Below are 14,227 nucleotides of genomic sequence, written 5' to 3'. Positions count from 1 at the left end.
AATGAGAGCCCTCTTTTGTTGCATTAGCGCTGTAATTCAGTATACTTGCGTCGGCTTTTTAAAGAGGAAATTTTATCTTTAAAAAACTGTAATAATTACGAAGATTATCGTATGGAGTTTCTGGTGAGTTTATATATTCACAATGATTTAGCTAAACCAGGAAGAAAGTTTGCATTTATGCAAATACTTATCGCATTGATATTCGTTTTGATTTGCAGTGTAGCAACATATTTTATTTGGGGATTATCTTTCGCATACTCAGTATTAGCAGGTGGCGCGATAAGTATAATCCCTAATTTTGTCTTTGCTCATAAAGCATTTAAATATGCCGGAGCAAGATCGTCCGAAAAGGTTTTAGATTCCTTTTATAGTGGCGAAAAATTGAAAATAGTATTAACGGCCATTTTGTTTGCGCTAGCCTTCAAATTTTTAGCGATTGAGCCAGTAGCTTTTTTCAGCAGTTTTTGTTTAGTTGTGGCTTTACCTTTAATAACACCATTTGTTATTAAATCTCAGCGATAACTATAAAATTTTTAACTTTTTAACTTTTAAACTTTAATCATTGGGATAATTAATATGGCTTCAGGTGCTGAAATTACTAGCCAAGAATATATTAAACATCACCTTCAGAATCTAACCGTTGGAGATGGCTTTTGGGCCCTTCACTTAGATACTTTAGGCTGGTCTATATTTTTGGGCTTGATTTTTATTTTATCATTTCGTTCAGTGGCAAAAAAAGCAACTACCGGCGTACCGGGTAAGTGGCAATGTGCTGTTGAAATGATTGTTGAGTTTGTTGATGACAGTGTAAAAAGTACCTTTCATGGTAAAAACCCTGTAATCGCACCTTTAGCACTAACCATTTTCGTATGGGTATTGTTAATGAATGCAATGGACTGGGTTCCTGTTGATCTTATTCCACGAATTTTTGAGTTGTTTGGTGTTCATTACATGAAAGCCGTACCAACAACCGATCCAAATATGACTTTTGCATTAGCATTAGGTGTGTTTGTACTAATTATTTACTATTCAATTAAAGTAAAAGGTATTGGTGGCTTTATTAAAGAGCTTACAACTCAACCTTTTGGTCATTGGACACTATATCCAGTGAACTTTATCCTTGAAATGGTTACCTTATTAGCTCGTCCATTATCACTAGCACTGCGTTTATTTGGTAACTTATATGCGGGTGAATTGATATTCTTGCTAATTGCGACAATTGGTTTATTCCAATTACCTGTGCATTTTTTATGGGCTGCTTTCCACTTGTTGGTTATCCCATTACAAGCGTTTATCTTCATGATGCTAACGATTCTTTATTTGAGTCTAGCGCACGAAGATCACTAAATTTTTTGCCCTTATTACCTGAAAAGTTAATAGGGGCATGAATACAAGTTTCAACCTTAGTTTTTTTAACTTTATAACTTTACTTAAATAATCGGAGATAAATATGTTATATATCGCTGTTGCTTTATTAATCGGTCTAGGTGCTCTTGGTACTGCGATTGGTTTTGGTTTACTTGGTGGCAAATTCCTAGAGTCTGCTGCACGTCAACCTGAATTAGCACCTCAACTTCAAGTTAAAATGTTCATCGTAGCGGGTCTTATCGATGCTATCGCGATGATCGGTGTTGCTATCGGCTTATACCTATTATTCGCAGTTGGTGCTTAATTTTTTAAGTTGTTTTTTAACCGCGAATTTGAATAGGAGATACATAAATGAATCTTAATATGACCTTAGTTGGTGAATTAATCGCATTTATCGTATTTGTAATGTTTTGTATGAAGTACGTATGGCCGCCAATTATTGGTGCCATCGAAGCCCGTCAAGCGACTATTGCTGACGGACTTGCTGCTTCTGACCGTGCTGCTAAAGATCTTGAGCTTGCTCAAGAAAAAGCCACGGCACAACTTAAAGATGCAAAAGCGCAAGCTGCTGAAATTGTTGAAGCTGCTAAAAAGCGTGAAACGCAAATAGTTGAAGAAGCTGCTGCTAAAGCTCAAGCTGAGAAAGATAAAATCTTAGCATCAGGCCATGCAGAAATCGAAACGGAACGTAACCAAGCGAAAGAAGAACTACGCCAACAAGTAGCGGTTCTTGCAGTAGCTGGTGCTGAGAAAATTCTCGAGCGTTCAATTGATGCCGCTGCACATAGCGATATCTTAGATAAACTTGTAGCTGAACTTTAAGAGGGAATAGAGCTATGTCTGAATTGACAACCGTCGCTCGTCCCTACGCTAAAGCAGCGTTTGATTTTGCTATCGAAGCAAATGCCGTTGATAACTGGTTATCAATGTTAGTATTTGCTGCTGAAGTTTCTGAAAATGAAACCATGACGACTTACCTTTCAGGTGGAGCGTCAGTTGAACAAGCCACTGAACTTTTCTTAAAAGTTTGTGAAGATCAACTAGACAGCAATGGTCAAAACCTTATTAAGGTAATGGCTGAAAATCAACGTTTGTTGGTGCTACCACAAGTTCTTTCTCAATTTAGCGAATTAAAAGCTGAATATGAAAAAGAAATTAACGTGGATGTAACGTCTGCTGTAGAACTTGCAGCTGACCAAGTAACTACATTAAGCGCCGCGCTTGAAAAGCGTTTGGCTCGAAAAGTAAAGCTCAATTGTGTTGTAGACGCAAACGTAGTCTCAGGTTTAGTTATTAAAGCTGGTGACATGGTAATAGATGGTTCAGTACGAGGTAAATTGAACCGCTTAGCAACAACAATGCAATCTTAACGGGGAACAGAGCATGCAACTGAATTCCACTGAAATCGCTGAATTGATCAAAAATCGTATTGAACAATTTGACGTAGTTAGTGAAGCTCGTAACGAAGGTACTATCGTTTCTGTAACAGACGGTATCATTCGTATCCATGGCCTTGCCGATGTAATGCAAGGTGAAATGATCGAACTTCCTGGCAACCGCTTCGCTATCGCGTTGAACCTAGACCGTGATTCGGTAGGTGCGGTAGTTATGGGTCCTTATGCGGATCTAGCTGAAGGCGTAAAAGTTAAAGGTACTGGCCGTATTTTGGAAGTACCAGTAGGACGTGGCCTTTTAGGTCGTGTTGTCAACACTCTAGGTGAGCCTATTGACGGAAAAGGACCTATCGACAACGATGGTTTTGCTCCTGTTGAAGTAGTAGCACCAGGTGTTATCGATCGTAAATCAGTTGATGAGCCAGTACAAACTGGTATCAAATCAATTGACTCTATGATTCCAATCGGTCGTGGTCAACGTGAACTTATCATTGGTGATCGCCAAATCGGTAAATCAGCGATCGCACTAGATGCAATTATTAACCAGAAAAACACTGGTATTAAGTGTGTATACGTAGCAATCGGACAGAAAGCTTCTACTGTTGCGAACTTAGTTCGTTCATTAGAAGAGCACGGCGCATTAGATAATACTATCGTGGTTGTTGCTTCTGCTTCTGAAGCTGCTGCACTACAGTACTTATCAGCTTACTCTGGTTGTACTATGGGTGAATACTTCCGTGACCGCGGTGAAGATGCACTAATCGTATATGATGATTTGTCTAAGCAAGCTGTTGCTTACCGTCAAATTTCATTGCTTTTACGTCGTCCACCAGGTCGTGAAGCATACCCAGGTGACGTTTTCTATCTTCACAGTCGTTTACTTGAACGTGCTGCTCGTGTAAACGAAGCATACGTTGAAAAGTTCACTAACGGTGAAGTTAAAGGTAAAACAGGTTCATTAACTGCCTTACCAATTATTGAAACTCAAGCTGGTGACGTATCTGCATTCGTTCCAACTAACGTAATCTCAATTACCGATGGTCAGATCTTCTTAGAATCTAACCTATTTAACTCAGGTATTCGTCCTGCTGTTAACGCTGGTATTTCTGTATCACGTGTTGGTGGTGCTGCTCAAACTAAAATCATCAAGAAACTTGGTGGTGGTATTCGTTTAGCACTTGCACAGTACGCCGAGCTTGCAGCCTTTGCTCAATTCGCTTCAGACTTAGACGATGCGACTCGTGCTCAATTAGAGCATGGTCAACGTGTAACTGAATTGATGAAGCAAAAACAATACAGCCCATTGTCTATTGCTGAAACAGCAGTATCGTTATTTGCCGCAGAAAAAGGCTTCTTAAACGATATTGAAATCAACAAAGTTGTTGATTTTGAAGAAGCATTACGTTCATACGTAAACAATGAACACGCTGAGTTGATGGCTACTATCAACGAAAAAGGCGACTATAACAAAGATATCGAGTCTGGTTTAGCGAAAGCGATTGAAGCTTTCAAAGCTACTCAAACTTGGTAATTAGTTAACCTTTTCGCGGAGAATAGTCATGGCTGGTGGTAAAGAGATTAAATCAAAGATTGGAAGTGTACAAAATACACAGAAAATCACCAGCGCGATGGAAATGGTTGCAGCTAGTAAAATGCGCAGAGCGCAAGATAGCATGGCTGCTTCTCGTCCATACGCTGAAAATATGCGAAATGTGATCGGTCACATCGCGCTTGGTAATTTAGAGTATCGTCATCCTTATATGGAAGAACGTGAAGCTAAGCGCGTAGGCTATATCGTTGTCTCAACAGACCGAGGTTTGTGTGGCGGCTTAAATATTAACTTATTTAAGCAAGTACTTGCCGATGCTGGTAAACACCAAGCAGCAGGCTGTGAAGTTGATTTTGCAGTAGTAGGTTCAAAAGCTACTGCATTTTTTAACAACATGGGTGCTAAAGTCGTTTCACAGGTTTCAGGATTAGGTGATAACCCGTCACTTACCGATTTAATTGGTAGTGTGCGTGTTATGTTAAGTGCCTATGATAATGGTGAGATTGATAGATTGTTCATAGTGTATAACAAGTTTGTTAACACCATGACGCAAAAGCCAACGATTGATCAACTTTTACCTTTGCCTAAGTCAGATGATGACGCTATTAAGCATCGCTGGGATTACATATACGAACCTGATGCTCAAGCAATACTTGAACATTTATTGGTTCGTTATACAGAATCTCAAGTATATCAAGGTGTAGTTGAAAATCTCGCATGTGAACAAGCCGCTCGTATGGTTGCAATGAAAGCTGCAACTGATAATGCTGGCGACTTAATCGATGATTTACAATTGGTATATAACAAAGCTCGTCAAGCAAGTATTACTCAAGAATTGAGTGAGATTTGTGCCGGCGCAGCAGCGGTATAAGCAAAGGTTCTTGATTTATTTTATTAGTAAATAAGAGCACAGATTAGAGGATTAAACATGAGTACAGGTAAAGTCGTCCAAATCATTGGCGCAGTTGTGGATGTAGAATTCCCACAAGATGCTGTACCTCAGGTATATGACGCATTAAATGTAACTGAAGGTGACCTTTCAGGCTTAGTACTAGAAGTACAACAGCAATTAGGTGGTGGTGTAGTACGTGCTATCGCTATGGGTTCATCAGACGGTTTGCGTCGTGGTCTGACAGTAGTAAACACAGGTGATAACATCCAAGTTCCAGTAGGTACTGCAACTTTGGGTCGCATCATGAACGTATTGGGTGAGCCTATCGATGAAGCTGGCCCAATCGGCGAAGAAGAGAAGTGGTCAATTCATCGCGAAGCGCCAGCATATGCTGAGCAAGCGATGTCTAACGAACTTCTTGAAACTGGTATCAAAGTAATCGACTTGGTATGTCCATTCGCTAAGGGTGGTAAAGTTGGTTTATTCGGTGGTGCTGGTGTTGGTAAAACCGTAAACATGATGGAACTTATTCGTAACATCGCGATCGAGCATAGCGGCTACTCAGTATTTGCTGGTGTAGGTGAGCGTACTCGTGAAGGTAACGATTTCTACCATGAAATGAACGATTCTAACGTACTTGATAAAGTATCGTTAGTTTACGGCCAAATGAACGAGCCTCCAGGAAACCGTCTTCGTGTTGCGATGACTGGTTTGACTATGGCTGAAAAATTCCGTGACGAAGGTCGTGACGTATTATTTTTCGTAGATAACATCTACCGTTACACACTTGCGGGTACTGAAGTATCAGCATTGTTAGGTCGTATGCCATCAGCGGTAGGTTACCAACCTACACTTGCTGAAGAAATGGGGGTTCTTCAAGAGCGTATTACCTCAACGAAGAAAGGTTCAATCACTTCAATCCAAGCGGTATACGTACCAGCGGATGATTTGACCGATCCATCTCCAGCAACAACCTTTGCTCACTTAGATGCAACAGTTGTACTATCTCGTGATATCGCATCACAAGGTATTTACCCAGCAATCGATCCACTTGACTCTACTTCACGTCAATTAGATCCATTAGTTGTTGGTGCTGAGCATTATGAAACAGCTCGTGGCGTTCAATCAACGCTACAACGTTACAAAGAACTTAAAGATATTATCGCCATCTTAGGTATGGATGAGTTATCTGAAGAAGATAAGCAAACTGTATCTCGCGCACGTAAGATCCAACGTTTCTTATCTCAACCGTTCTTCGTTGCTGAAGTATTCACAGGTTCTCCTGGTAAGTACGTATCACTTAAAGACACTATCAGTGGTTTTAAAGGTATTCTTGCTGGCGAATTTGATGACTTACCAGAGCAAGCTTTCTACATGGTTGGTTCTATTGAAGAAGCAGCTGAAAAAGCTAAAAACATGTAATGAAGGCTGGCGACTAATGACTCTTGAGTCTGCCGTCGCCAATTAGGAGGTCAACATGGCAATACTTTCTGTAAATCTTAATGTAGTAAGTGCTGAAGAAAGCTTATTTTCTGGCAGCATTGAATCATTACAGATCACAGGTAGCGAAGGTGAATTAGGTATTATGCCTGGTCACGCACCTTTGCTGACCTCACTAAAACCTGGTATGGCGAGAATCGTTAAGAAAGGTGGTGACGAAGAAGTTATCTATCTTTCTGGCGGCATGCTTGAGGTTCAACCAAACAGTGTTACTGTACTAGCTGATATTGCGGTACGTGGCGGTGACTTGGATGAGCAAGCAGCAGAAGATGCTAAACAACGCGCACAAGAGAAGTTAAACGCTCATGGTGATGATGTTGATTACGCTGAAGCTGCAGCTGAATTAGCTCGTGCTGTTGCACAATTACGTGTTATTCAAGCGACAAGCAAGAAGTAACAAGCTATATAGAACTTACACTAAGTTTTAGTGATAAAAAAAGCGACTTTACCTTCGGGTGACAGTCGCTTTTTTATTTGCTGCTTGAGTTGTGTTAAAAAATTGTTAATAATGCTGTCGCTCATAATACTGAGATGGAGTTCGGTAGCTATTTTACATTGAAACTTCCATCCAAAAATAATAATAATGGAAGATGATAGTGAAAAAAGTAATCTCTATACTTGCTATAGCCGCTTTGTCAGCATGTGGTGGTGGCTCTAGTAGTAAATCAACACCGGCTCCTACGCCAACGCCTAATCCAACCCCAGTAGTTAATACAGCTCCTACAGCAAATAACGATGTTGGTCTTGCACAAAATAATCAGCCAATTGTACTGGATGTTTTAGCTAATGATACCGATGCAGAAGGCAGCTCTTTGTCAATTTCAAAAATTGTCACTATGCCAACCATGGGGAGTGTTGAAATTATTAACAACACTTTAGTTTATACTCCGAATAAGGATGTAGCATTAAAGGATACCTTGGAATATGAACTGTCAGATGGTGAGTTAACCGCTACAGCAAGCGTAGAAATCACAGTTAATCATACGCTTAACATTAATGGCAAAGTTACAGACTCTCCTATTGCCAATGCTGAGGTTACCGCTACGCTTGGCAATGACGTATTTACGACAACTGCGGATAATGAAGGCAATTATACGCTAGCTTTAACGATCAACTCTATGATACCTGAGCTAGTGGTTATTACAGCAAGGGGTAGCGAAGGTAATAGCCAACAAAATGTTGAGTTGATTGCAATTATTGATGACACTACAAGCTTGTTGTCTGAAGTGGATGAGAATAGAGATTTAGCCAATGATGACAATAGTGCTAATGTCACCCATGTAACGACTGCAAGTTATTTATTAACGGCTGATAGAAATGATAATGAAGCTGTAACCTCTATGGCTGATTTTAAAAAACTAGTGAGTGAGCTTGATAGTAATGAACTCATGTCGACGGCCGGTTTTATCAAACTTTTAGTTGATAACGATGACTTTGATATCCCTAATGGCGAAACAACCTTATCATTTTTAGCAGCAAATAATAATGAAGCGCTAAATACGTCTGATGCTATTAACAGTTATTTAGTCGAAAATGATTTGCTTGATGAAGATGGCCAACCAACAACGGCCTATGCAAATGCATTATCAGCCGCAATTGATGAAACGGTCGCAGACCCAGATGTTGTTGAACAGTTTACCGCTGAAATGTTTACCAACAAAACCATGATTAAATTAGCATCTATTAAAGAAGGTTGGTTACCTTACACAGGTGATACGTTAGTCTTTTCTGATAATGATTATACAGTATTCTACGATGCTAACTCATATTCGGATAACCCCGAAATAGTTTATACCCGTTCAATTGTTGATGGTAAGTTAAGATTGAAAACAGACCAATTTAAGTCGAAGTTTATTGGTACTCTTTATTACCCATTTAATAGGCTGGCAGATGAATATGGCTTTGATCAGAGTGTCGTTAACGAACTAATTGAAGCCTATCATTCAGGAAAAATATCAAACTATCTTAATCTGGATATGACAGAACATGTTGAATCTATCGACTATACGTTAATCAATAGCAATGATATTAATTATCAAGTTGCCATTGAAACTAGAAGCTACTATCAACTTGATATTCCAGAAGAGTTGGAGCTGAGTGAGAATGTTGCTAAATCAGAAGCTTTCACTAATAACTCTAATGGAGCGTTAATTCATTCTCCAGCTAAACAATGGTTAGATAAATCGTTAACAGATATCGCTGGTAACTGGTTATTTTACTTTGACGGGCACTTTAAAGACTATTTAAATAACCTTGAGGAAACGACAGCCCCTTTTGCCAAAATCACTGAAATTAGTTCATCAAATGCAACTGCTATTGTGGAAAATAAAGAATATAGTGTTGCTTTGGTTGATGGCGTTTTATCGCTAAATAGGGGTAATGAAAGCTATAAAGTTAAGCCTATTCAGGCGTCAACTAATGCCTATTTAGCTATTATAGAAAAGTGGTTAGATGGAAAGCTTGAATATGTACACGCCAGACAAATTGCTAAGCTAGATAGTGACTTTTCTGCATTTGCAAATGCAATAGCAACAGAGCTACCCAAAGTACAACTAGTCTATTTATATGGAAGTTTATCAGACGCATGGCAAGGAGATAAATTAAAGCTGGATTATGTTTATGGTCATCAGTTTTCCGATAGTGGAGATCTAAATCGAGGTTTGGCAGGTTTTTATGCTGGAGAAGGATTTGTAGAAGATTATCAAGTTGACCATTTTGATTTAGGGGACAGTCGTTGGAAGTGGAGCAGTGACAATGGCCGAATCAATTTAACACTTAACCTAGGTAATTTTATCGCTCATAGAACTTGGCAGTTAATATCTATTGATGAAAATGGTTATGCCATGGTGCTTGAACAATCAACCCGTGGCAATGATGACGATGATGATGGCATTATAGAAGATAGTGAAACAGGCCAATACATTCGTCCACGAGTAACTATCATTAAGCAAGATGATTTAAGTCGCTGGCAAAAAGCATGGCAAAACACGGTAGATTTAGGTTTAGTATCTCAGCAATCAAATGTTGCTGTTATGTTGAAAATTAAGAATAAAGCTAATATTAATTAATTTATAAAAAGAAAAAGCGACTTTACTTTCGGGTGACAGTCGCTTTTTATTACCTAAGTAATGATCATACTATGCAGGAATTTGCGCATTCTTTAACATCGAAAATAATTCATCTTTTAGATGTAACCTAGCGAGTTTTTGAGTTTCTAAATATTCATCTGCAGTTGACTCCACCCCCACTTCAATACGGTGCACTTCTTGGTCAAGCTCGTGATATTCTTTAAATAAGCGGGCAAAGCGACCATCAGACATTTTCAATTGACGTATCTCTTGTTCGAATTCAGGAAATTCATGGTGCAAATCGTGTTTTTCTATCATTATTGTTGCTCCTATTTAGCGCAATTAATACAAGTATTTATATAAGGTAAAACCTTTAAGCGTTCAGGGTTTATAGCTTCTGTACATTCACTACAGAGGCCATATTCATTATTTTCAAAACGAGTGATTGCTTGATTAACTAGGTTGAGCTCTATTTTAGCCTCGTGATGAATTTCATTAAGCACTTCGTTGTTTTCGTTTTCACTAGTTTGTTCTGAGAAGTCTTGTGAACGTCCTTTTTTAAAATCTGCTTCAATGGCATTAATGCGCCTTTGTAATTCCACTTTCTTTTCTAATAAGTCTTTTAGTATTAAGGTGTTCATAATGCGTATCTCCTATGGCTTAATTTCATTCTATGCCTCTTTAGGTAACTCGTTTTGATCTAGCGCAAAACTTTGTCCGAGTTTCGATATTGTTATACTGCAAAAATTAGCTGAATAAATTGCGATAAGTTGCACAATTTTGCGCTTAATCGACTAGGTTTATTATAGTTGAATAGGTAAACTAAATGAGTTTGTATTAATTGAGAAAGAAAATGATTCGCAATAAATTGTTGTGGAAAAACAGTCAGCATCAATATGGTGTGATCAGTAAACTGATACATTGGCTTTCAGCAATAACGATTATTGTGCTATTTGCCTTGGGCTATTGGATGGTTGACTTAGACTATTACAGCGAATGGTATCAATTAGCACCTCATTGGCACGAAAGTGCCGGCTTGTTGTTGTTTATTATTACACTATTTAGGCTAGTGTGGCGCGGTATAGTTATCAAGCCGGAGGCTATTAGTAGCCATAGTATGTTTGAAAGAAAGGTATCAGCTATTATGGTCTTTCTTTTGTATTTTGTTTTACTCGCTGTGTTAGTGTCTGGTTATTTAATCACAAGCGCAGATGGTAAAGCTATTGCGGTATTTGACTGGTTTAAAGTCTCGGCATTTGTACTATTTTCTGAAAATCAGGAAGATCTTGCTGGCGCCATACATTATTACATCGCTTATACATTAATATTTTTCGTGCTTTTACATGCTTTAGCTGCGTTAAAGCATCACTTTATTGATAAAGACGAAACCCTTAAAAGAATAATTAAGTGAAATTGAATCAACAGATAGAATATAAAAAATAATTAAAGGAATCATGATGAAAAAGATATTACTTGCTAGCGCCCTACTAACATCTAGTTTGTTAACACCGGCATTTGCAGCAGATTATGTTATAGATACTAAAGGAGCGCACGCTTCCATAAATTTTAAAGCAAGCCATTTGGGCTTTAGTGTTTTAGCGGGGCGTTTCAATACCTTTTCAGGTAACTTTTCTTACGATAAAGACAATGTTGCTGCTTCAAAAGTTACCGTGACGATTGACACTTCAAGCTTTGACTCAAACCATGCTAAACGTGATAAGCATGTACGCTCTGATGATTTTTTGGATGTCAGCAAATATGCCGAAGCAACATTTGTTAGCTCTAAAGTTGAAGATAAAGGCAATGGTAAGTTAGCGATTAGTGGAAACTTTACTATGCATGGCGTTACTAAGCCGTTAGTCATTGACGCGATAAAAGTTGGCGAGGGTAAAGATCCGTGGGGTGGCTACCGCGCAGGTTTTACTGGCACGGCAACGATAGCAATGGGTGATTTTGGCTTTAAGAAAGATTTTGGAAAGGTTGACTTAGAGCTTCATATTGAAGGCATTCGAAAGTAAACCAGCGATGTTTCATATTAAGGGCCTTTGGCCCTTTTTTTATGTCTGCAATAAATTAAAAATAAATATTTATAAACCTTTTAATGAAACTTCGGTATTAATAACTATAACGAAAAATAATTAGTGTGAAGCTAAAAATGAATATGCAATTTTACTGTGGGAATTAAAATCTGAAATGGTAAATGAAAAGGACGTAATGTTGCAGGTGCAAGCCGGGCAGCTAGATAAGCTCGCTATCTTGTACGAAAACAATAAAGTTAAGTTGTTTAATTATTTTCGCAAGAAAGGCAATAACGCTGCGCAAAGTGAAGACTTAGTACAGGAAACCTTTATGAAAATATTGGCTTACCGCAGCAGCTTTAATGGCTCTAGTACTTTTAGTAGTTGGATGTATGGCATTGCTAGAAATACCGCCGCTGATGTTTATCGAAAGAATAAAGGTAGTGTCGTGCACGAAGATATTGATGAGCATGAAGTGGTCTCAGAACATTGTGCAACCGAACAGGCCGTATCGGTGCAGCAGCAAGATATTTTTGACCAATCGTTGGCGAGTATTTCTGCGGAGCATAGGGAAATTATTATTTTAAGTCGCTTTCAACAGCTCAATTATCAGGAAATATCGTCATTACTTGATTGCAATTTAAATACCTTAAAATCAAAAATGCGCAGTGCTATTAGTAAATTACATGAACAGTACAGTAAGTTATCAGGTGAAATACAATGATCAATCATCAAACCATTATCGACTGGAAACTATCGAACACCAATAAAGATGTTACTAATGAGTTAGTACTCACTAATGAAATGCAGCACTATATTGAAGCGCACCCTGAGTTGGAAAAAGAATTAGCTTTTATTGATGCCTTTTGGCAAAACGATAATCAAGAACAGCCTTCAAGTGAACTGGATGAACGTTTTTATAAAATGCTACAACAAGCGCAAACAGCACAACAAGAAATTAGCAACAATCACATAACCGAGAAAAAATTAAATGCTGGCTTGTTAAAAAAATTGAAAGATATATTTACTGTTAGCCCAGTTAAACCTTTCGCCCAAGTCGCGGTATTAAGTTTAGTGTTTGTTTTAGGTTTCAATGCCAATGATAAGCCAGTTGATAACTCAACCGCTGATTCTGGCTTGTCAAACTTGCAGCAAGAGGTTTCCTCGCTAAGTACCATGTTAGCTTTATCTATGCTTGAAAAATCTTCAGCAGCAGAACGCTTAACAGGCGTTGCCTACAGCCAAGAAACGGATTTAACCAATCCGATATTAATGAAAACTTTGATGTCGACCTTAGAAAATGATCGTTCAACGGCGGTTAAATTAGCCATTATTAACACTTTCGGTAGCTTGCCAGACATTAGTGAACAAGAAAGCAAACTAATAGCGCTGACGCTAAAAGAACAGAACACACTGGTTAAAATTGAATTATGTAGCTTGCTACTCAATGTTGGTTCGCAGCAAACTAAATCTCGATTGCTAACTCAGTTAAAAGAAAGCGAATTAACCCCAGATATGGCTGAATTCTTAAAGAAAATTAACGCTATTTCTCATATTTAAATAAATTTATTGGAGTCATTATCATGAATAAACTTACCTTATTGTTAGCTAGCATGTTGTTACCGGCGTTAATGCAAAATGCGCAAGCTTTAGAAAGAACTTATAGTTTGCCTTTATCTAAGCCAGGAGAGCCTGCAACCTTAGTTGCTGAAATACATACCGGTGCTATATTCGTTGAAGGTTACGATGGCACAGAAGTGAAAGTGTCCGCCAAAGTTGAAGAGTTTCATGATAGCGATGATCATAAGGCTCATCGTCAAAATGATAATTATCGACGGGTCAATAAAAATAAGGAACGTTCTTCTGAAGGATTAAAGTCAGTTAAAAATAATATGATGCAGTTATCGATTGAAGAAGAAGATAATGAAATTGATATTTCCAGTGAATACAGCACCCAAAAAGTGGTTTTACATATTCAAGTACCTAAAAGTACAAGTTTAGATATTGAACTTTATCAAGGTGGCGATGTTGAAATTAAAGACATTGCTGGCGCAATTGAAGTATCAGCATTTAAAGGTGGCATTATTGCCACAGGTGTTTCTGGGCCTATGGTTGCTGAAACTCACAGTACAGATATTGTGGTTTCATTTGATAATTTGGCGCAAGAAAACCCAACCTCGTTAACCACACATAGTGGCAATATCGATATTAGCGTTAGTAAAAATACCTCAGCAAAAATAAATGTACAAAATTACAAAGGAGAGATTTTATCTGGATTGGCTACCGAGTTTGTTGTTTCAGAAGATGCTAAGCGAGTAAATAAAGGCGGCAAACAGAAAATTGTTATTGGCGGCATGATGAGTGCAGAAGTGAATGGTGGTGGCCAAGACATCACGTTGGCTACCTATAACGGGAATGTTTACGTACGCAGTAAATAA

The 14,227-nt window shown here is 38.4% G+C and carries 17 protein-coding genes; 15 read left to right on the top strand and 2 right to left on the bottom strand.

Annotation, left to right across the window (positions count from 1 at the left end):
- The first annotated feature begins 123 nt into the window (after window positions 1–123).
- The 10 genes from AC27JP_RS06880 to AC27JP_RS06835 all read left to right on the top strand — a co-directional run bounded on the left by AC27JP_RS06880 (window position 124) and on the right by AC27JP_RS06835 (window position 9,771).
- The gene (locus tag AC27JP_RS06880) at window positions 124–522 is read left to right on the top strand and encodes an ATP synthase subunit I (RefSeq protein ID WP_487113312.1); all 399 of its coding nucleotides are present in this window, start codon (window positions 124–126) and stop codon (window positions 520–522) included.
- Window positions 523–576: 54 nt separating this feature from the next.
- Entirely contained in the window at window positions 577–1,347 is a 771-nt protein-coding gene (atpB, locus tag AC27JP_RS06875; protein WP_487113310.1) for a F0F1 ATP synthase subunit A, read from the top strand.
- A 103-nt stretch (window positions 1,348–1,450) separates the two neighbouring features.
- A complete protein-coding gene (gene atpE / locus AC27JP_RS06870) occupies window positions 1,451–1,672 on the top strand; it encodes a F0F1 ATP synthase subunit C (protein WP_076417406.1) in 222 nt (73 codons plus the stop codon).
- A gap of 47 nt (window positions 1,673–1,719) precedes the next feature.
- Window positions 1,720–2,190, top strand: a complete 471-nt coding sequence (gene atpF / locus AC27JP_RS06865; RefSeq protein ID WP_487113308.1) for a F0F1 ATP synthase subunit B — start codon at window positions 1,720–1,722, stop codon at window positions 2,188–2,190.
- Between the two features lie 14 nt (window positions 2,191–2,204).
- Window positions 2,205–2,738, top strand: a complete 534-nt coding sequence (gene atpH, locus AC27JP_RS06860; RefSeq protein ID WP_487113307.1) for a F0F1 ATP synthase subunit delta — start codon at window positions 2,205–2,207, stop codon at window positions 2,736–2,738.
- Window positions 2,739–2,751: 13 nt separating this feature from the next.
- Window positions 2,752–4,293 (top strand): F0F1 ATP synthase subunit alpha, encoded by a 1,542-nt coding sequence (atpA, locus tag AC27JP_RS06855; protein WP_487113305.1) that lies wholly within the window; start codon window positions 2,752–2,754, stop codon window positions 4,291–4,293.
- Window positions 4,294–4,321: 28 nt separating this feature from the next.
- On the top strand, window positions 4,322–5,182 hold the full coding sequence (gene atpG, locus AC27JP_RS06850) for a F0F1 ATP synthase subunit gamma (RefSeq protein ID WP_487113303.1): 861 nt from the start codon (window positions 4,322–4,324) through the stop codon (window positions 5,180–5,182).
- A gap of 57 nt (window positions 5,183–5,239) precedes the next feature.
- Window positions 5,240–6,625 carry a F0F1 ATP synthase subunit beta gene (gene atpD / locus AC27JP_RS06845; protein ID WP_487113301.1) on the top strand — a complete coding sequence of 462 codons (1,386 nt, stop codon included), beginning with the start codon at window positions 5,240–5,242 and terminating at the stop codon, window positions 6,623–6,625.
- Between the two features lie 55 nt (window positions 6,626–6,680).
- The gene (locus AC27JP_RS06840) at window positions 6,681–7,100 is read left to right on the top strand and encodes a F0F1 ATP synthase subunit epsilon (RefSeq protein WP_487113299.1); all 420 of its coding nucleotides are present in this window, start codon (window positions 6,681–6,683) and stop codon (window positions 7,098–7,100) included.
- A gap of 199 nt (window positions 7,101–7,299) precedes the next feature.
- Entirely contained in the window at window positions 7,300–9,771 is a 2,472-nt protein-coding gene (locus AC27JP_RS06835) for an Ig-like domain-containing protein (RefSeq protein WP_487113297.1), read from the top strand.
- Window positions 9,772–9,840: 69 nt separating this feature from the next.
- On the opposite strand, the gene AC27JP_RS06830 is transcribed toward AC27JP_RS06835, so the two are convergent.
- Window positions 9,841–10,089, bottom strand: a complete 249-nt coding sequence (locus AC27JP_RS06830; protein WP_487113295.1) for an HP1242/YdcH family protein — start codon at window positions 10,087–10,089, stop codon at window positions 9,841–9,843.
- A gap of 11 nt (window positions 10,090–10,100) precedes the next feature.
- Window positions 10,101–10,412, bottom strand: coding sequence for a TraR/DksA family transcriptional regulator (locus AC27JP_RS06825; RefSeq protein ID WP_487113293.1), 312 nt, complete (start codon window positions 10,410–10,412; stop codon window positions 10,101–10,103).
- Between the two features lie 230 nt (window positions 10,413–10,642).
- Between AC27JP_RS06825 and AC27JP_RS06820 the strand changes: the two genes are divergently transcribed.
- From AC27JP_RS06820 to AC27JP_RS06800, 5 genes are all read left to right on the top strand, one after another.
- A complete protein-coding gene (locus tag AC27JP_RS06820) occupies window positions 10,643–11,182 on the top strand; it encodes a cytochrome b (protein ID WP_487113501.1) in 540 nt (179 codons plus the stop codon).
- 46 nt (window positions 11,183–11,228) lie between these two features.
- On the top strand, window positions 11,229–11,789 hold the full coding sequence (locus AC27JP_RS06815) for a YceI family protein (protein ID WP_487113499.1): 561 nt from the start codon (window positions 11,229–11,231) through the stop codon (window positions 11,787–11,789).
- A 175-nt stretch (window positions 11,790–11,964) separates the two neighbouring features.
- On the top strand, window positions 11,965–12,513 hold the full coding sequence (locus AC27JP_RS06810; protein WP_487113291.1) for an RNA polymerase sigma factor: 549 nt from the start codon (window positions 11,965–11,967) through the stop codon (window positions 12,511–12,513).
- Complete coding sequence (locus tag AC27JP_RS06805) at window positions 12,510–13,349, top strand: hypothetical protein (protein WP_487113289.1); 840 nt, start codon at window positions 12,510–12,512, stop codon at window positions 13,347–13,349. The genes AC27JP_RS06810 and AC27JP_RS06805 overlap by 4 nt, the downstream gene beginning before the upstream one ends.
- Window positions 13,350–13,372: 23 nt before the next feature.
- Entirely contained in the window at window positions 13,373–14,227 is an 855-nt protein-coding gene (locus AC27JP_RS06800; protein ID WP_487113287.1) for a DUF4097 family beta strand repeat-containing protein, read from the top strand.

The sequence above is a fragment of the Colwellia sp. SU-HH01172 genome (assembly GCF_057553355.1).
The sequence above is the reverse complement of the archived record's forward strand: the minus strand, read 5'-3'. Positions and strand labels throughout refer to the sequence as shown.